This is a genomic window from Glutamicibacter nicotianae (assembly GCF_006539525.1).
In the GTDB taxonomy this organism is placed as follows: Bacteria; Actinomycetota; Actinomycetes; order Actinomycetales; family Micrococcaceae; genus Glutamicibacter; species Glutamicibacter nicotianae.
In genome coordinates this window covers 1-16,959 of sequence record NZ_BJNE01000006.1, presented here as the reverse complement: position 1 = coordinate 16,959, position 16,959 = coordinate 1, and the positions used below count along the sequence as shown (strand labels likewise).

14 protein-coding genes are annotated in these 16,959 nt (G+C 63.8%); 12 read left to right on the top strand and 2 right to left on the bottom strand.

Translation table 11 applies throughout. From position 1 onward, the window contains the following. Nucleotides 1-39: 39 nt before the first annotated feature. The gene (locus ANI01nite_RS08530; protein WP_141357411.1) at nucleotides 40-1,293 is read right to left on the bottom strand and encodes an MFS transporter; all 1,254 of its coding nucleotides are present in this window, start codon (nucleotides 1,291-1,293) and stop codon (nucleotides 40-42) included. 319 nt (nucleotides 1,294-1,612) lie between these two features. On the opposite strand from ANI01nite_RS08530, the gene ANI01nite_RS08525 reads away from it, so the two are divergent. The 9 genes from ANI01nite_RS08525 (at nucleotide 1,613) to bioD (ending at nucleotide 13,927) form a co-directional block, all read left to right on the top strand. After that, the gene (locus ANI01nite_RS08525; RefSeq protein ID WP_141357409.1) at nucleotides 1,613-3,139 is read left to right on the top strand and encodes an aminotransferase class V-fold PLP-dependent enzyme; all 1,527 of its coding nucleotides are present in this window, start codon (nucleotides 1,613-1,615) and stop codon (nucleotides 3,137-3,139) included. Continuing rightward, on the top strand, nucleotides 3,136-4,482 hold the full coding sequence (locus tag ANI01nite_RS08520) for a lysine N(6)-hydroxylase/L-ornithine N(5)-oxygenase family protein (protein WP_141357407.1): 1,347 nt from the start codon (nucleotides 3,136-3,138) through the stop codon (nucleotides 4,480-4,482). The genes ANI01nite_RS08525 and ANI01nite_RS08520 overlap by 4 nt, the downstream gene beginning before the upstream one ends. Before the next feature lie 10 nt (nucleotides 4,483-4,492). Then, nucleotides 4,493-6,841 carry a GNAT family N-acetyltransferase gene (locus ANI01nite_RS08515; RefSeq protein ID WP_141357405.1) on the top strand — a complete coding sequence of 783 codons (2,349 nt, stop codon included), beginning with the start codon at nucleotides 4,493-4,495 and terminating at the stop codon, nucleotides 6,839-6,841. A gap of 203 nt (nucleotides 6,842-7,044) precedes the next feature. After that, nucleotides 7,045-7,617, top strand: a complete 573-nt coding sequence (locus ANI01nite_RS08510; RefSeq protein ID WP_141357403.1) for an NADPH-dependent F420 reductase — start codon at nucleotides 7,045-7,047, stop codon at nucleotides 7,615-7,617. A 663-nt stretch (nucleotides 7,618-8,280) separates the two neighbouring features. Then, the gene (gene bioB, locus ANI01nite_RS08505) at nucleotides 8,281-9,519 is read left to right on the top strand and encodes a biotin synthase BioB (RefSeq protein WP_141357401.1); all 1,239 of its coding nucleotides are present in this window, start codon (nucleotides 8,281-8,283) and stop codon (nucleotides 9,517-9,519) included. Next, nucleotides 9,516-10,877 (top strand): adenosylmethionine--8-amino-7-oxononanoate transaminase, encoded by a 1,362-nt coding sequence (bioA, locus tag ANI01nite_RS08500; protein WP_141357399.1) that lies wholly within the window; start codon nucleotides 9,516-9,518, stop codon nucleotides 10,875-10,877. The genes bioB and bioA overlap by 4 nt, the downstream gene beginning before the upstream one ends. Then, complete coding sequence (locus ANI01nite_RS08495; protein WP_141357397.1) at nucleotides 10,870-12,039, top strand: aminotransferase class I/II-fold pyridoxal phosphate-dependent enzyme; 1,170 nt, start codon at nucleotides 10,870-10,872, stop codon at nucleotides 12,037-12,039. Before bioA ends, ANI01nite_RS08495 begins: the two co-directional genes overlap by 8 nt. Then, nucleotides 12,036-13,214 (top strand): cytochrome P450, encoded by a 1,179-nt coding sequence (locus ANI01nite_RS08490; protein ID WP_141357395.1) that lies wholly within the window; start codon nucleotides 12,036-12,038, stop codon nucleotides 13,212-13,214. Before ANI01nite_RS08495 ends, ANI01nite_RS08490 begins: the two co-directional genes overlap by 4 nt. After that, nucleotides 13,211-13,927, top strand: coding sequence for a dethiobiotin synthase (bioD, locus tag ANI01nite_RS08485; protein WP_141357393.1), 717 nt, complete (start codon nucleotides 13,211-13,213; stop codon nucleotides 13,925-13,927). The genes ANI01nite_RS08490 and bioD overlap by 4 nt, the downstream gene beginning before the upstream one ends. Here the strand turns inward: bioD and map are convergent. After that, a complete protein-coding gene (gene map, locus ANI01nite_RS08480; RefSeq protein WP_038989739.1) occupies nucleotides 13,924-14,697 on the bottom strand; it encodes a type I methionyl aminopeptidase in 774 nt (257 codons plus the stop codon). The genes bioD and map overlap by 4 nt on opposite strands. Before the next feature lie 46 nt (nucleotides 14,698-14,743). On the opposite strand from map, the gene ANI01nite_RS08475 reads away from it, so the two are divergent. From ANI01nite_RS08475 to ANI01nite_RS08460, 3 genes are all read left to right on the top strand, one after another. After that, complete coding sequence (locus ANI01nite_RS08475; protein ID WP_058255293.1) at nucleotides 14,744-15,037, top strand: helix-turn-helix domain-containing protein; 294 nt, start codon at nucleotides 14,744-14,746, stop codon at nucleotides 15,035-15,037. Nucleotides 15,038-15,089: 52 nt separating this feature from the next. After that, entirely contained in the window at nucleotides 15,090-16,112 is a 1,023-nt protein-coding gene (locus ANI01nite_RS08470) for an LLM class flavin-dependent oxidoreductase (RefSeq protein ID WP_073706714.1), read from the top strand. 355 nt (nucleotides 16,113-16,467) lie between these two features. Beyond that, nucleotides 16,468-16,905, top strand: coding sequence for a 6,7-dimethyl-8-ribityllumazine synthase (locus ANI01nite_RS08460; RefSeq protein WP_073706713.1), 438 nt, complete (start codon nucleotides 16,468-16,470; stop codon nucleotides 16,903-16,905). The last annotated feature ends 54 nt before the right edge of the window (nucleotides 16,906-16,959 follow it).

Sequence of the window (16,959 nt, the reverse complement as noted above, 5' to 3'; positions counted from 1 at the left end):
CGCAGTTGCCTTTAGTTCGTGGTGCTTACGCTGTCCAGCCTAACGGGTTGCCGGGCCGCGCATCGCCAGATAGCTGATAACCGAGAGGGCCGCGGCAACAACCCAGCCAAGCAGTCCGGCGGCAATCCCCCATGCGCTGGCCACTGCGCCGCCAGCCAAACCGCCGACGGGAACCACTCCAAAGGTGAATAGCCGTCGTGCACTGAGGACTCGTCCCAGCAGGTGCTCGGGAACGATCTGCACGACCCATGAGGAGGCAGCAATGTTGAAGAGCAGCACGATGATTCCCCAGCCCAACGAGAACGTGCCCAGCAGCACCATGGACCACAGTTCTGGTACGTAGGCTGCGGCCAGTACGCAGCCAGTCAATGCCGCCTGCAGTGAACCGGTGCAGACCAATAGCGTTGCCGGCGGAAACTTCCCAGCCAGCTTTCCTGCGACTGCTGCGCCGATCAGCCCGCCGATGCCGCCAATCGAGACGAAGATGCCGTACCCGAATTCGCCAAAGCCGAGCTCGTTGATGATGAAGATCGCCTCCACCGACGAGCCGATGGCCAACCCCAAGTTGGAGAACATCACGGCAACCGTGATCGCCAAGAGCAGCCGATGCCGGAAAAGATATCTGAGGCCGGCGAGCATGCCGCCTTGTTCGGTCGACGGCTTGAGCGTGCCACCAAGGCCTTGCGATGGGCGATGGGAATGCACACGCAGCGCCATCAGCAAGGCCAGCAGGCCCAGTGCCGCCGAGATGCCCAGCAGTGGCGGCGCTCCCCACAGTGCGAAGCCGGTTCCCGCAAGGGCCGGGACAACCACTGTCATGGATTGGTCCGCCGCGCTCAGCGAGGCGATCAGCTTGCTGATTCCCGCTGATCGGTTCTCGGGATCATCTTCGATGAGTTGCGGGACGGCAGTGGTTTGCGACGTTTCGGAAAAGACGTTGCAGATGCCAAGCAATGCGCACAGCAGCATTCCCATCGGGATCGATAGCGCGTCTGCGGATGACAGCACCGCCAAGCACCCCAGCAGGAACAGCTTGGCCCCGAGACCGATGCGCAGCACACGGAACGCGGAATACTTGTCGACCATATGGCCCGCGGGAATGCTTGCGAGCACGAAGGCCAGGGAACCAAGCGTATTGAGCATGCCCATTTGCATGGCGGTTGCCCCGAGGGCGCCAACGAACAACAGGTCAATCGTGATATCCGATAGCGAGCGTCCTGCCGCGTCAGTGGCATTCGCCCCGAGGAGCAGACGCTGGGATCGCTCGGCTTTCCGTGGGCTTACCGTAGTCACCTGCCCTCCCTTGTTCCAACTGTTTGATCATACATACTTGCGCTGAAAACACAATCAAACGATTAGCGATACTTCTTGAACGCTACAAGTCGAGTCGATTACTCCGCTTCGCTATTGAAAGAGCTAATTATTGAAACATCAACATACAGGTCAGAGGGCAACTTACCACAACCACGTGCCACTGATGCGAAAATTGAGAAATTTTTCCCTGGGAGAATCCATCGAATTACTCGGCTTGCATTAACTAATTGAAGTGTGTTGTTAATTGATTCTTGTTAGGTGAGCCTGACCAACTATTGATTGTCTCTATCTGAGGAGCATGCTCTTGGGTGCCTCACTGCCTACCCTGCAAATACCTGATCTGCCGCTGCCGATCTACGACGATGCGCTGCTCTGCGCAGACACCGTCCACGTCTACGAAAACGAATCACGTGATGCCATCTCACGTGTGGCCAACCGATTGGCATCGGTCAACGCGCCGACAACCGGACCGACCCCGCAGCAGCTGAAAGCACGCATCGACCTGGTCGATCTGCATCGCCCCTTGGGTTCGACCCAGGACTCGTTCACCGAGTTGAACGAGTTGTACTTCAACGACGCGGTCTACTTCCACGACCCGAAGTATGCTGCGCACTTGAACTGCCCCGTCGTGATCCCTGCAGTCGCCGCCGAAAACTTCGTCACGAGCATCAACACCTCGATGGACACTTTCGACCAGAGCGCCGGAGCCACACTGATCGAACGCAAGCTCATCGAGTTCACCGCCGAGCTGATCGGCTTCGAGGCCGGGCAGGCCGATGGAATCTTCACCTCTGGCGGAACGCAATCCAACCTCCAAGCCATGCTGATCGCGCGGAACACCGCGACCGCGAAGCTGCGCGGAACTTTGCCTGAACGGCTGGCCAACCTGCGGATCTACTGCTCGGAGGACGCGCATTTCTCGATTCGCAACGCCGCGATGCTCCTGGGCCTGGGCTACGACGCAGCCGTGTCCATCCCTACCGACGCCCAGCACCGCATGGATATCCAGGCCTTGCGCGTGCAACTTGACGCGGATCGCGCCGCCGGCCTGGTGCCCATGGCCATCTCCGCCACCAGCGGGAATACCGACTTCGGGGCCATCGATCCGCTGCCCCAGTTGCGTGCCATCGCCACGGAAGTCGGTGCTTGGTTCCACGTCGACGCCGCGTACGGTTGCGGTCTGCTCGCCTCCAGTTCCCACCGCCACCGGCTGGATGGAATTGAACAAGCCGACTCGGTCACCGTCGACTACCACAAATCGTTCTTCCAGCCCATCGGTTCAAGCGCCTTGGTGGTCCGCTCTGCGGCTTCCATGGAATCCATCGCCCACTATGCCGAGTATCTGAACCCGCGTGCGGAGGCCGACGCCACCCCTAACCAGGTGGCGAAGTCGTTGCAGACCACTCGGCGCTTCGATGCGCTGAAGCTGTGGGTCACCTTGCGCTCCTTGGGGGCTCAACGCCTGGGCGACATGTTCGACCAGGTCATTGCGTTGGCCGAGGACGCGCAGCAGGAAGTGGCCATGCGCGCCCAGTTGCATATGGCAGCCGATGTGCAGCTGAGCACGCTGGTCTTCTCCTTTGAAGATCCGCAGCACCCTTTGGACCTGGCAGAGCACAATGCACTGGCCAACCAGATCCGCCAGCGCCTCTATTCCAGCGGCGAGGCAATGATCGCCGCCACGACGGTCAAGGGCAAGCGGCTGCTGAAACTCACGCTGCTGAATCCGAATACGACCCTGGCCGATATCAGCGAGATCCTCGACGCCATCTGCAGCATTGGTTCCGGCATCCTGGCCGAACGCACCCTTGGAGAGAAGAAATGATTCAACCTGCCGAACACTTTGATGCCATCGCCATTGGAGCTGGCCCCTTCAACCTGGGCTTTGCGGCCTTGACCGACGGCTTGGCCGATCTGGATGTCGCCGTGCTCGAAGCCGGAGAGGAGTTCATCTGGCACCCCGGGATGATGCTTCCCGGAACCCACCTCCAGGTTCCCTTCATGGCGGACCTGGTGACCATGGCGGACCCGACCAGCAAGCATTCATTCTTGAACTACCTCAAGGAAAAACAGCGGCTTTACCCGTTCTACATCCGCGAAGACTTCTATGCCCTGCGCGAAGAGTATTCCAACTATCTGGCATGGGCGGCGGAAAATATCCACAGCGTTCGTTTCGGGCACCGGGTGCTCGAAGCCGACTACCGCGATGGGACCTACCAGCTGTCGGTGCTCACCGCCGCGGGACTGACCCGCTTCACCGCAGATAAATTGGTGCTCGGCACCGGAACCCAGCCTTATCTGCCGCCTGTCATCACACCGGAAGCGCAAGCCAGCGGCAAGGTGCTGCACTCCAGCGACTACGCGTTCCACCGCGAACGGATCCTTTCGCCCCGGGCACCAGGTTCATCTCCGCAGGTAGCAGCTGTGCTGGGCAGCGGCCAGAGTGCCGCAGAAGTCTTCCTGGATCTGCTGCGCAGCTTGCCAGCCAAGGACCATCTGGTGTGGGCAACCCGTTCGGAACGCTATTTCCCGCTGGAATACACCAAGCTCACCTTGGAAATGACGTCTCCGGAGTACATCGACCACTTCCACTCCCTGCCCATGGACCAGCGGGATGTGCTTTCAGCTGAGCAAAAGGGGCTCTACAAGGGCATCAATGCGGATCTGATCAACGAAATCCATGAAGAGCTCTACCAGCGAAGCGTCAATGGAGCCCCGAATGTGCACCTGCGCACCGGTTGCGCTGCCACGAGCATCGACGCCGACCCGGATTACCTGGCCGTCCGCCTGCACCATGAGCGCACCGGAGAAGACTTGGAGTTCCTTGCCGACAACCTGGTCATGGCAACCGGCTACCGTGCCAGCGCGCCGGACTTCCTGGAAGGCATCAGCCAGCGCATCGACTACCTCCCCGACGGCCGATTCAATGTCGACCGCGAGTATTCCATCGGGCTGGATCAGGACATCTTCGTGCAGAACGCCGAATTGCACACCCACGGCTTCACCGCCCCGGACCTCGGCATGGGCGCCTACCGCAATTCGGTCATCATCAACCGCCTGGCTGGACGCGAGGTCTACCCGGTAGAGCAACGGATCGCCTTCCAGCGATTCGGCGCCGCTGAACTCAGCGGCCTGCCCACTTCCTCCAATGCCAGCGCACGAGCCTAAGGATTTACCGATGACCAGCTACACCTTCCGCCCCGTTTCACTGCCCGACGATTCGGCGCTGCTTCATTCGTGGATTGCCACCGAACACGCCTCGTTCTGGGGCATGCCCAATGCGACCGAAAAGGAGATCGAAGCGGAATACCGCACCTTGCTCTCTACCCCCGGATACGAAGTGCTCCTCGGTATCGACGCTTCGGGAGACGAGAAATTCCTGGTCGAGCTCTACGACCCAGCCGCTTCCCCACTGGCCGACGCGTACAACTATGTACGTGGCGATCGCGGATTGCATTTCCTGGCGCCGGAGGCAGCGAACCCCCAGCCCGGGTTCACGCTGGAGGCGCTGGCCGCAGCCATGGTCCAGGCGTTCGCCCTGCCTGGAACTGAACGAATCATCGTGGAGCCAGATGTGCGCAACAAAGCCATCCATGCGCTGAATGCCCGCGTCGGCTTCCGACCGGTACGGCCAGTGGAGCTTTCCGAGGCAGACGGCTCGATCAAGCAGGCTCTGCTGTCCATTTGCACCCGCCAGGATTTCGAGAGCGCAACCGGCCGCCGCTTGGAATCCTCGTTCCTCTCCCCCGTGCGTTGGGATATCGCCAATCGCCATGTTCTAGCCAAGGCCTTGGGCGAATTTTCGCATGAGCGCCTGCTGGAACCTGCCGAGCATGGCGACAGCCGATATTCAGTCCAGAAGGACGCGCACCGCTACAGCTTCAGCGCCCAGCGCTACCAGCTGAACCACTGGATGGTTTCACCGCAGTCTGTGGAACACCACGTTTTCGTTGACGGCAGTTGGCAGCCGGCAGACGCGGATGCCATCGAATTCATCACGCTCTTCGCCGAGGAACTCACGCTCTCCCCAGCGCAGCTTCCCACCTATCTGGAGGAGCTCTCCTCCACGTTGAGCAGCCACTGCTACAAGCAGGTCCATGCAACCCATGATTCAGCGCAGCTGGCCGAATTCAATGGCAGCGCCGCACAATCATTCCAGCTCATCGAATCCTCGATGACCGAGGGGCACCCGTGCTTCGTTGCCAACAATGGACGCATGGGCATCGGACGCACCGACTACCTGAAGTACGCCCCCGAAACCGGGGCCGCCCTGCACCTTGGCTGGGCGGCAGCCCACAAGTCCCGGGCGCAATTCGATGCCATCGATTCGCTGGATTACGAAGGCCTGCTGGCTAGCGAGCTGGATCCAGCCGAACGCCAGCGACTGGACGAGGCCTTGGAGGCCGCCCTGTTCGGTACCGGCTATGCACCCGAAGACTACCTGTTCATTCCGGTACATCCCTGGCAGTGGGAGAACCGCCTGTCGATCACATTCGCCAACGACATTGCCCGCAAGCAATTGATCTGGCTCGGCATCGGCGCCGACGAATACCAGGCGCAGCAGTCGATCCGCACCTTCTTCAACCTGTCCACCCCGCACCGCCACTACGTCAAGACGGCAATGTCGATCTTGAACATGGGCTTCATGCGCGGCTTGAGTGCCGAGTACATGAAGGTGACTCCGGCCATCAACCAGTGGCTGGGCGAGCTGTTTGCAAAGGACCCGGTGCTCTCCACCCAGCCGGTCGCCCTGCTGCGGGAAATCGCGGCCGTCGGCTACCGCAACCCGCAGTTCGAAGCGGCAACGACCAAGAGCGATCCGCAGCGGAAGATGCTCGCCGCGCTGTGGCGGGAGTCCCCGATCAGCCTGCTCGGCCCGGAAGAGAAGCTGGCCACGATGGCCAGCTTGCTGCACGTCGATGCATCCGGCCGATCCTTTGCCGGCGCCCTTATTCGCCGCAGCGGACTGGCTCCGGCCGAGTGGCTGAGCCGCTATCTGGATGCCTACCTGATTCCGCTGGTGCATTGCCTGGCAGCCTATGATCTGGTGTTCATGCCGCATGGCGAGAACGTAATCATGGTGCTGGAAAACGGTGTCGTGAAGAAGGTGCTGCTCAAGGATTTGGGCGAAGAGATTGCGGTGCTGTCGGATCGGGTGGAACTGCCGGAGGAGATCCGCCGGGTGCGTACCGGAGGAGACCCGGTCTTGTCGGTCTTCACGGATGTCTTCGATTCGTTCTTCCGCTTCCTCGCCCCGCTGCTGGATGCCGAAGGCCTGCTGTCCGAAGCTGGATTCTGGAAGACCGTGGTGGATCGGCTGCTTGAGTACCGTGGGCAGCACCCGCAGTTCGCTGGCCGCTTCGACGAGCTGGGGCTCTTTGCACAGAGTTTCCCGCTCTCTTGCCTGAACCGCTTGCAGTTGCGCAATAACCAGCAGATGCTCGACCTGGCCGACCAATCCGGCGGCCTGCTCTATGCAGGGGATCTGGAGAACCCGTTGGCCGCCGTGGCCGCCCCGGTGTCCTGACCGATTACTTTCCCCAGTGCCGCCGCGCCCAGATCGGGTGCGGCGGCACTGCCGTTCATTGGCCTAGTCAACGCCCCAATCCACAGTCCTGGAAGCAGTGCGGTGGCTATTGGTGAAATTTTCTTTGGAAAATTACTTGACGCTTCAATCAATTGCTCCTAGTATTTAGTTAAAGCTTCAATCAACATTTCCAAGGAGTCATCATGGTCAACGTCAGCATCATCGGCAAGGGCAACATGGGCCAGGCCATCTCGTCAGTCTTCAGCAAGGCAGGGGCCACCATCCAGCTGCTCGGCTCGGGCGATTCAGCCACCGCCGCCTACGGCGACATCATTGTTCTTGCCGTCCCATACCCGGCCATCGAAGGCATCATCGCCGAGCGCGGCGAACAGCTGGAGGGCAAGATCATCGTGGACATCACCAACCCGCTGAACTTCGAGACCTTCGATTCCCTGACTGTCCCGGCAGACAGCTCGGCCACCGCAGAAATCAGCAAGACCCTGCCTTCATCGCGAGTCGTCAAGGCCTTCAACACCAACTTCGCCTCCACCATCGCTGAAGGCAAGGTCGGAACCACCCCGACCACCGTGCTGATCGCCGGTGATGACGAGGATGCCAAGTCCCAGCTGGCCGATTTGGTCACGGCCGGCGGCCTACGCGCCATCGACGCTGGCGCCACCAAGCGCGCCCGCGAGCTGGAAGGCATCGGCTTCATGCAGATCTCCCTGGCAGCCGGCGAGAAGATCGCTTGGACCGGAGGCTTCGGGGTCAACTAATCCCGCCAACCCCTCATGCGCACCATGCCCCGGCGGTGGACAATGTCCACCGCCGGGGCATTGCCGTGCATCAAGCTGCCCGCACTCCCCACCTCTGGCTGCCAGTTGCCTACGTCCGCACTTGCGCTGCGATCCTGCGGTCGAGCTCTTCAACCCCTGAGCCCTCAAGCCGCGGGAGCACCTGTTTCCTGCCAGCCATGGCGAGGAGAAGATCGAGCAATCCGCCGCGAACCTCGGGTCCCGTCCCGCTGCTGAAATCATCATCGGCTGCCGATACCCGCAACCCCTTGACTAGGGTGCTGCTGTTGACCGCGAAATCCCTGGAGGCGAAGAATTCTGCCACAGCGCGCAGCGCCAGCCGATCACGGCGATAGCCGATTCCCTGCGCGCCTTGCTATCGCAGGACCCCGCGGGCTCCGAGCTGTGGGCAGCACTGGCGTGGCTGGCGGGCATCACGCTCCTGGCTTGGGCGCTGGCCGCGCGGATCTACCGGGGCAAGACCACCAGCTGAGCAGCAGATGCCGCATGCGGAGCAGTGCAAGCCCCTAACTTGAACATTGTTCAAGTTAGGGGCTTTTCGTGCTACATTGAGGCCAGCAATTGAACACCGTTCAGGACTGGCTGATTCTTGGCAGGCAGTCGCCCAACCACGCTAAGGACCCCATGAGTATCTCCACGCATCGCATCGGCACCGCAGATTTCACCGAGCTGGCCGTCCGCATCGCCGACGGCCACCAGCTCACCGAGGCAGAAGCCCTCGGCCTGCTGGCAACGCCGGACGCCGACACGACACGGCTGGTCAACGCGGCCGGACTGCTTCGGCGCAAGCATTTCGGCAACACGGTGAAAGTCAACTACCTGGTCAACCTGAAGTCCGGCCTGTGCCCCGAGGACTGCACCTACTGCTCGCAGCGCTTGGGCTCCAAAGCTGAAATCCTGAAGTACACCTGGCTCAAGCCCGAAGAAGCGGTGCACCAGGCCGGCCTGGGCATCGCCGGCGGCGCCTCGCGGGTCTGCATGGTGGCCTCCGGAAAGGGGCCCACGGACCGCGATGTCGACCGGGTGGCCACGATGATCGGCGCGCTGAAGGAAGACCATCCCGAAGTCGAGGTCTGCGCCTGCCTGGGCATCCTGAAGCAGGGGCAGGCCCAGCGGCTCAAGGAGGCCGGTGCCGATGCCTACAACCACAATCTGAATACTGCCGAATCCCTCTACCCGGAAATCTGCAGCACGCACAGCTTTGACGAGCGTGTCTCCACCGTCCAGCAGTCCCAGGCCGCCGGCCTCTCCCCCTGCTCGGGGCTCATCGTCGGCCTGGGCGAAACCCCAGAGCAACTCGTCGAGGCGATCTTCGCACTGCGCGCGCTGGATGCCGATTCCATTCCGGTGAACTTCCTGATGCCATTCGATGGCACCCCGCTGGAAGGGACCTGGAACCTGACACCGCTGGCCTGCCTGCGGATCCTGGCCGTGGTGCGCATGGCCTGCCCGGACAAGGAATTGCGGATGGCCGGCGGTCGCGAGATGCACCTGCGCTCCTTGCAGGCCACCGCGCTGGAAGTGGCCAATTCGCTGTTCCTCGGCGACTACCTGACCAGCGAAGGCCAGGATGCGAAAGCCGACCTGGCAATGATTGCCGACGCCGGGTTCGTGGTGCTCGGGCAACAGGGCAAGGACCCGATGCAGCTGGCCGCGGAACTGCGCGAAGCCGCCGGCCATGCAGCGCGCCAGCCATCGGATGCGGGCAATGCCGGTTCCACGGGCTGCGCAGGTTCCTGCTGCTCCGCTGCTGATTCTTCGTCCTGCGGCAGTTCTGCCCCCGGTTGCGGCAGCGGCAACGGAAGCGCCGAACCGGTGCTGCGCCGCCGCGGCGCCGGAACCGCGCAGAGCCCTAACGCATGATCGCCACCGGAACGACGCTGCTGGAGAGGGATGCCGGGCTGCTCTGGCACCCCTATGCTTCCCTGGATGCCGGCGCGCACTATGCGGTGCGCGAGGCGCACGGCGCCCAGCTGGTCCTGGAAGACGCCGCAGGAACCCGGCGGGAGGTCATCGACGGGATGTCCTCATGGTGGTCGACGGTGCACGGCTATCGCCACCCAGCTCTGGATGCCGCGGCCCGCGGCCAGCTGGAGCGCTTCAGCCACGTGATGTTCGGCGGCCTGACCCACCAGCCGGCCATCGAACTGGCCGAACGCCTGGTCGCGCTGGCCCCGGAGAGCTTGCGCCACGTGTTCCTGGCCGACTCCGGGTCGATCAGCGTCGAAGTAGCGCTGAAGCTCGCCCTGCAATACCAGGAGGCCAAGGGCCGCACCGGACGCCACCGCTTTGCCGCGCTGCGCGGCGGCTACCACGGGGATACCTTCGCCACCATGGGCATCTGCGATCCGGTGGACGGCATGCATGCCGCGTTCGCCCCGCGCTCCTCCGGCGAGCTGTTCCTGCCCAAGCCTCCTGCGGCGCGCCGCGACGCCGCCGGCGGCTGGGAATATTCAGCCGCCGAATTGGCGCAATGGGAACAGGAAACGCACGAGCTGATCGCGGCCCACGCCACCACGCTGGCCGGGATCGTCTTCGAGCCGGTGCTGCAGGGAGCCGGCGGGATGCACATCTATCCCCCTGCGGTGCTGCGCACCCTGCGCGAGCTGGCAGACCGCCACGGACTGGTGCTGATCGCCGACGAAATCGCCACCGGCTTCGGGCGCACCGGGCTGCTGTTCGCGGTGCAGCATGCCGGCATCGAACCGGACATCATGTGCGTGGGCAAGGCGCTGACCGGCGGGTATCTGACCCTGGCGGCGATGCTGTGCTCTTCGCGGATCGCTTCGGCCCTGTCCGGCAGCGGGGACTCGGAGGGCGCGGCATTGCTGCACGGTCCGACGTTCATGGGCAACCCGCTGGCCTGCGCGGTGGCTTGCGCTTCGCTGGATCTGCTCGCCGGGGAACCGGGCACCTCGGCAGAGCGCGCTCCGTGGCGGCAGCAGCTCGCCACCTTGGAATCCGGGTTGCGCACCCACTTGGCACCGGCCGCTGATCTGGCCTCGGTGCAGGAGGTGCGGGTGCTGGGCGGGGTGGGGGCCATTGCGCTCGCCTCCCCGGTGAAGGTGGCCGAGGTGACCGAAGCTGCCGTCCAGCGCGGGGTCTGGATCCGTCCCTTCCGGAACCTGGTCTACGTGATGCCGCCATATATCAGCACCCCCGAACAGCTCGCGGTCCTGGGCCGCGGCGTGGTGGGCGCCGTGGAGCAGGTCCATGGCTGAGCCGGGTTGGGACTCCTGGCTGGCCACGCGCGCCACGGTGCGCCAGCGGCGGGGGCTGCAACGCGAGGACACGGCCGCGGCGGGGCTCTTCGACTTGTCTTCCAACGACTATCTGGGGTTGTCCGGGCACCGCGATATCCGGCAGGCCGCCGCTCAGGCCGCCCTGGATTACGGCGCCGGAGCTTCGGCCAGCCGGGTGGCCGCCGGAACCCTGCCGGTGCATCGCGAGCTGGAAGCCGGGCTCTGCGACTACGCCCAGCGCCAAGCCGCCCTGGTGTTCTCCAGCGGCTACACCGCCAACCTCGGGGTACTCGCCGCCCTCGGCGGTCCGGGAAGCCTGTTCATCCTCGACGCGCATGCCCACGCCAGCCTGATCGACGGCGCCCGGCTATCGGGTGCCGAGGTCGCCACCGCAGCGCATAACGACCTGGCTGATTTCACCCGCCTGCTGGAAGCCAACTGCAGCGCCCAGCGCCCCAAGCCCCGCGTGCTGCTGGTGGTCGAATCCGTCTATTCGGTATTCGGCGACGCCGCGCCGCTGCCCGGGCTGGCGGCACTGTGCGCCGAGTTCGGCGCTTTGCTGCTGGTGGACGAAGCGCATTCGCTGGCTGCCACCGGCCAAGGCTCCGCAGTGCTGGCCGCCGGACTGGCTGGCCACGGACGGGTAGTGTCCACGGCGACCTTGTCCAAGGCCCTGGGGTCGCAGGGCGGCGCGGTGCTCATGGGCGGGCCTGGCGCGGTGGCACTGCGCGATCATCTGGTCAACACTGCCCGCACCTTCATCTTCGATACCGCGCTATCCCCTGCCGCGGCAGCCGGAGCGCTGGCGGCCTTGCGCTTGGCCGGGCCGCAACGCCGTGGCGCACTGGCGGAGAATGCACTGCTGATCCGCGACCAGCTGCAAGCCCACCCGGCCGTGGCCGGCCACGTGGAAGCCGGAGCCGGAGCCGTGCTCTCGGTGAAGATGCCCAGTGCCGGCGCCGCAACCCGGGCGGCCGAAACGCTGGCCGCCCAGGGCATCTCGGTAGCCTGCTTCCGACCGCCCAGCGTGCCCGATGGCATCTCCCGCATCCGGCTCACCGCCCATGCCCACCACGGGCACCCGGAATTATCTGCGGCTGTCCACGCGGTAGCCCGCGCCATCATCCAGGAGGATTCATGAGCTGCCCTTACGCCGCGACGGCGAGCGCCTTGGACCTTGCACCGCTCGCCGGGCCGCTGTCCGAGGCCTACCCGGACGTTGTCAACGCGCGCTACCGGAGCATCGAGGATCCGGACACCGTCCGCGCCATCCTGGCGCGGCCCGATGAGTTCTCGCCGGCCAATGCCCTGTCCACTGCGGTGGAACCGGAACCTGCCGCGCTGCGGATCCTTGCCCGGGCGCGCTTCGCGCTTCCCGAGGTGCTGGCCAGCGCTTCGGGCCCAGCGCATCTGGAAGTGCGCAGGATTGTCGCTGGATTCTTCAGCCCCGCCAAGGTCCGTGCCCAGCGCGAGCCGATCCTCGACCGTGTGCGCGGGATCTGCGCGGACCTCGAACCCAGGCTGCGCAACGGGGAATCGGCGGATCTGGCCACCGAATTGGCAGCCGTGATCCCGGTGGAAGCCATGGCCCGGCTCACCGGGGTGCCGGTGCCCGAGCTGGGGACGCTCAAGGCCTGGAGCCGGGACTCGCTGGAGCTGTTCTGGGGTTGGCCCGATGCGCAGCGGCAGCTGGTGCTTGCCCGCAGCGCGGCACAATACTACGGCTGGCTGGATGCATCGGTGCACCAAGCAGTGCAACGCGACGATGGGAATCTCTACGCCGCATTGCACCGGGCCGGGGTATCCGAACCCCAGATCCGCTCGCTGGCTTATTTCCTGGGCATCGCCGGACAGGAAACCACTTCGATGCTCATCCAGACCGCGTTGCATTCGGCGTTGCATGATCATCGCTGGGAAGCCCTGGCCCAAGCGGGCACGGATGAGGCCGCGGCCCAGGGGCTGGTGCGCGAGGTGCTGGCCCGGGCCTCTTCGGTGCCGACCTGGCGGCGCATTGCCCTCAAGGACACGCGGATCGGGGACCTGGAATTCGCCACCGGGGAGCAGCTGGTGCTGCGCTTGGCCGGTGGCGAGCTCGGCGCCGCCGGCGATGATTCGCTGGCTTTCGGCTACGGGATCCACCGGTGCTTGGGCGCTTCCCTGGCCAGGATGGAAACCGAGCTGGTGCTCTCCGAAACCGCACGCTGCCTGCCGCTGGCCGTCGCCGATGGGCCGCCCGTGCCCTTCGGCCATCTGCTGTCATTCCAGGCGCCACCCGCAGTGCCCATCGTCTACCCTGCAGAGAGGATGCTGGAATGATCCATGCAATGACCGGAACCGATACCGAGGTCGGAAAGACCGTAGCCACCGCGGTGCTGGCCGCCCGCTCACTGTCCCACGGGCACAGCGTCGCCATCTACAAGCCGACGCAGACCGGTCTGGGCAAGTCAGAACCCGGGGACGCCCAGGATGTGGCACGCTGGCTGGGCAATCCCGGCCAGCTCTCGGCCTTCGAAGGGGTGCGCCTGCGCCACCCGATGGCACCGGTGGATGCAGCGCTGTGCGCTGGGCTGGATCCGGCTGCTGTGCTGCCCACCTTGGCCCAGCACGTGCAGCAGGTCGGCGAGCTCGATGCCACGCATGATGTGGTGATCATCGAGGGGGCCGGCGGCTTGCTTGTGGAGCTGACAGCGGCCGGGGAAACCATCGCCGATCTGGCGCAGGCCGTGGGGGCCAGCCTCGTCGTGGCCGCCCGCCCGGATCTGGGAACGCTGAACCATACGGCATTGACCCTGGAGGCCTGCAGTACCCGCGGTTTCACCCGGGGCACGTTGCTGCTGGGCAGCTATCCGGAACAGCCCGAGCCGCTGCATCAACGAAATCTGGCGAATCTGCGGAACATGGCCGCCGGCCATGGCTGGGATTTTGCCGGGGCGCTGCCAGCTGGCCTGGTCCGCGATCCTAGCCGGTGCCGCGCCGCCCTGCATGAAGCGGCCGCGACACTGGCCTGGCCTTGCCCTGGACCCTGCTAGTTCTTTGGCAGGGTGAGGATCTCGGCTCCGGTATCCGTGATCGCGATGGTGTGCTCGGTATGCGCGGTGCGGCAGCCGGTGGAGCTGCGCAGAGTCCACCCATCCTTATCAGTGACCAGCTTGCTGGTGTCTTCCATGATCCAGGGTTCAAGCGCGAGCAGCAGGCCCGGGCGCAGCGTGTAGCCCCGGCCTGCACGGCCGTCATTGGACACGTGCGGGTCCTGGTGCATCGTGCTGCCGATGCCGTGGCCGCCGAATTCCAGGTTCACCGGATAACCTTCGGCGGTGAGCACCGAGCCAATAGCGAAGGAAATATCGCCAATCTTGGCTCCCGGGACCGCAGCTGCGATACCTGCGGCCAAGGCGCGCTGGGTTACCTCGATCATCTTGAGATCTTCTGCCCGCTGCTTCTCTCCCACAATGAAGCTGATGGCCGCGTCCGAAGCGATGCCGCGCAGCTTCACCGCCAAATCCAAGGTCAGCAGGTCGCCGTCGGCGAGCGCATAGTCGTACGGCAAGCCATGCAGCACCGCGTCGTTGACACCGGTGCAGATGTAGTGTCCGAAGGGACCATTGCCGAAGGCGGGGGCGTAATCGACATAGCAGGATTCCGCGCCGGCTTCCTCGATCAGTTCCTTGGTCCAGGTGTCGATTTCCAGGAGGTTGGTGCCGACCTTGACCCGGTTCTTGAGCGTTTGCAGGATGGTGCCAACAAGGCGTCCGGTGTCCCGGGCGCGGTCCAGTTCGCTGGGGGTGAGTATCTCAATCATTCCAATTATTATACCGGTCAAACTTTACCGGTACTATAATTTTTCCATGGTCAGATTGCCGCTTACTCCCCGCGAAATCGAGCAGGGAAAGAACCTTGGTGCACTGCTTCGGCGGGCGCGCGGGGAACGCACCATCCTCGATATCGCGCTCGAGGCCGGGCTTTCCCCTGAAACATTGCGGAAAATCGAGACCGGACGCGTAGCCACTCCCGCGTTCTCAACCATCGCCGCCATTGCAGCAGTGCTGGACCTTTCCCTGGACAGCATCTGGTCCAGCATGAACGACGCGGAGCCGGATAGGGCCGCAGGGCTTTCGGATAGGCGGCTGCTGCGCCGCTAGCCGTGCTGGTCCGCCGCGGAATAACGGGATGCGGCCGCTTGTTGCCCCAAGCATGAAGAACATCGGCTTTTTGTCCTTTGGCCACTGGACCGACCATCCGCAATCCGGCACCCGCTCAGCATCCGACGCACTGCTGCAGGCCATCGACCTGGCAGTCGCAGCCGAGGAGCTCGGCGCGGACGGCGCCTACTTCCGCGTGCACCACTTCGCGCAGCAATACGCTTCCCCGTTCCCGCTGCTCGCCGCCATCGGCGCACGGACCAGCCGCATTGAGATCGGCACCGGCGTGATCGACATGCGCTACGAGAACCCGTTGTACATGGCCGAGGATGCAGGTTCAGCCGACCTGATTTCCAATCGCCGGCTGCAGCTGGGCATCAGCCGCGGCTCGCCCGAGCAGGTTATCGACGGTTGGCGGCATTTCGGCTTCGAGCCCCGCGAAGGCGAATCGGATGCCGACATGGGCCGCCGCCACGCCGAGCGGCTGCTCGAAGTGCTCTCCGGCGAGGGCTTCGCCGAACCCAGCCCCAAGCCGATGTTCCCCAACCCTCCCGGCTTGCTGCGCATCGAACCGCACTCCAGCACCTTGCGCGAGCGCATCTGGTGGGGTTCGGGCTCCAATGCCACCGCAGTATGGGCGGCGAAGCTGGGAATGAACCTGCAAAGCTCCACGCTGAAGGACGATGAATCCGGCAAGCCTTTCCACGTCCAGCAGGCCGAGCAGATCGCGCTGTACCGCCAGGCCTGGAAAGATGCCGGCCATGCCCGCGAGCCACGGGTATCGGTCAGCCGCAGCATTTTCGCGCTGACCGACGAGCGCGACTGGCAGTACTTCGGCCGCGACCGCTACAGCTCCGACCAGGTGGGCAACATCGATGCGAAGACCCGTGCGGTCTTCGGCAAGTCCTACGCCGGCGAACCCGATGAGCTGGCCAAGAAGCTGGCCGAGGACGAAGCGATCGCCGCAGCCGACACGCTGCTGCTGACCGTTCCGAACCAGCTGGGCGTGGATTACAACGCGCATGTCATCGAATCGGTGCTCAAGCATGTTGCTCCGCAATTAGGTTGGCGGTAGCACAACGAAGGATGGTGCGCCTAGATTGACCGTGCCATCATAGCCACATCATGATCAGCCCGTTGCCGCAAGGCGCGGGCTGGTTTTCTGTGTGCAGGAGAGCCAGATGGCAGAGCATTCGAAGCACCGGCTGGAGCGTATCAAGGTTCGCCGCGACAGTTCCAAACCAGCCGGGCGTCGATTATAACGCACATGTCATCGAATCGGTGCTCAAGCACGTGGCCCCGCAACTGGGTTGGCACTGAAGCGGGGGAATCGTTACGCCGACTCCTTCCCCAGTTATTTCATTGAGACCTGCAGCACTAGGGTGGATCAAAAGAACAAGAAGATTTCACGCAGATCCAGGGAGTAACTCATGAGCAAGCCATTGAACATCGCCTTCATCAAGGCCAGCTGGCACGCGGATATCGTTGACCAGGCGCTTGCCGGGTTCAAGGCCGAGATGAAAGCTTCCGGGCAGGAATGCTCCATCAACGTCGTTGCCGTACCCGGTGCCTACGAAATGCCGCTCCAGGCCATGCGCCTGGCGAAGACCGGGAAGTACGATGCAGTGGTGGCCGCGGCCCTAGTGGTTGACGGCGGCATCTACCGCCACGACTTCGTGGCCCAGGCTGTGGTCGACGGGCTGATGCGCGTGCAGCTGGACACCGACGTGCCGACCTTTTCGGTCAGCCTGACCCCGCACCACTTCCACTCGAACGATGAGCACCAGGCCTTCTATTTCGAGCATTTCCTGAAAAAGGGTGCAGAAGCTGCCCGTGCAGTGCAGGCAGTGGCAGCTATCGAGCTCTAGAGTAATTCGCGGAAAATGGCGTGCCGCCTTGGCCAAGATTTCACTGGCCAAGGC

What these genes read in the sequence shown, in the direction of transcription:
- ANI01nite_RS08460 (WP_073706713.1), top strand. Translation starts at nt 16,468, where the DNA reads ATGAGCAAGCCATTGAACATCGCCTTCATCAAGGCCAGCTGGCACGCG.
- ANI01nite_RS08520 (WP_141357407.1), top strand. Translation starts at nt 3,136, where the DNA reads ATGATTCAACCTGCCGAACACTTTGATGCCATCGCCATTGGAGCTGGC.
- ANI01nite_RS08490 (WP_141357395.1), top strand. Translation starts at nt 12,036, where the DNA reads ATGAGCTGCCCTTACGCCGCGACGGCGAGCGCCTTGGACCTTGCACCG.
- ANI01nite_RS08495 (WP_141357397.1), top strand. Translation starts at nt 10,870, where the DNA reads ATGGCTGAGCCGGGTTGGGACTCCTGGCTGGCCACGCGCGCCACGGTG.
- bioD (WP_141357393.1), top strand. Translation starts at nt 13,211, where the DNA reads ATGATCCATGCAATGACCGGAACCGATACCGAGGTCGGAAAGACCGTA.
- ANI01nite_RS08515 (WP_141357405.1), top strand. Translation starts at nt 4,493, where the DNA reads ATGACCAGCTACACCTTCCGCCCCGTTTCACTGCCCGACGATTCGGCG.
- ANI01nite_RS08525 (WP_141357409.1), top strand. Translation starts at nt 1,613, where the DNA reads ATGCTCTTGGGTGCCTCACTGCCTACCCTGCAAATACCTGATCTGCCG.
- bioA (WP_141357399.1), top strand. Translation starts at nt 9,516, where the DNA reads ATGATCGCCACCGGAACGACGCTGCTGGAGAGGGATGCCGGGCTGCTC.
- bioB (WP_141357401.1), top strand. Translation starts at nt 8,281, where the DNA reads ATGAGTATCTCCACGCATCGCATCGGCACCGCAGATTTCACCGAGCTG.
- ANI01nite_RS08510 (WP_141357403.1), top strand. Translation starts at nt 7,045, where the DNA reads ATGGTCAACGTCAGCATCATCGGCAAGGGCAACATGGGCCAGGCCATC.
- ANI01nite_RS08470 (WP_073706714.1), top strand. Translation starts at nt 15,090, where the DNA reads ATGAAGAACATCGGCTTTTTGTCCTTTGGCCACTGGACCGACCATCCG.
- ANI01nite_RS08475 (WP_058255293.1), top strand. Translation starts at nt 14,744, where the DNA reads ATGGTCAGATTGCCGCTTACTCCCCGCGAAATCGAGCAGGGAAAGAAC.
- map (WP_038989739.1), bottom strand. Translation starts at nt 14,697, where the DNA reads ATGATTGAGATACTCACCCCCAGCGAACTGGACCGCGCCCGGGACACC.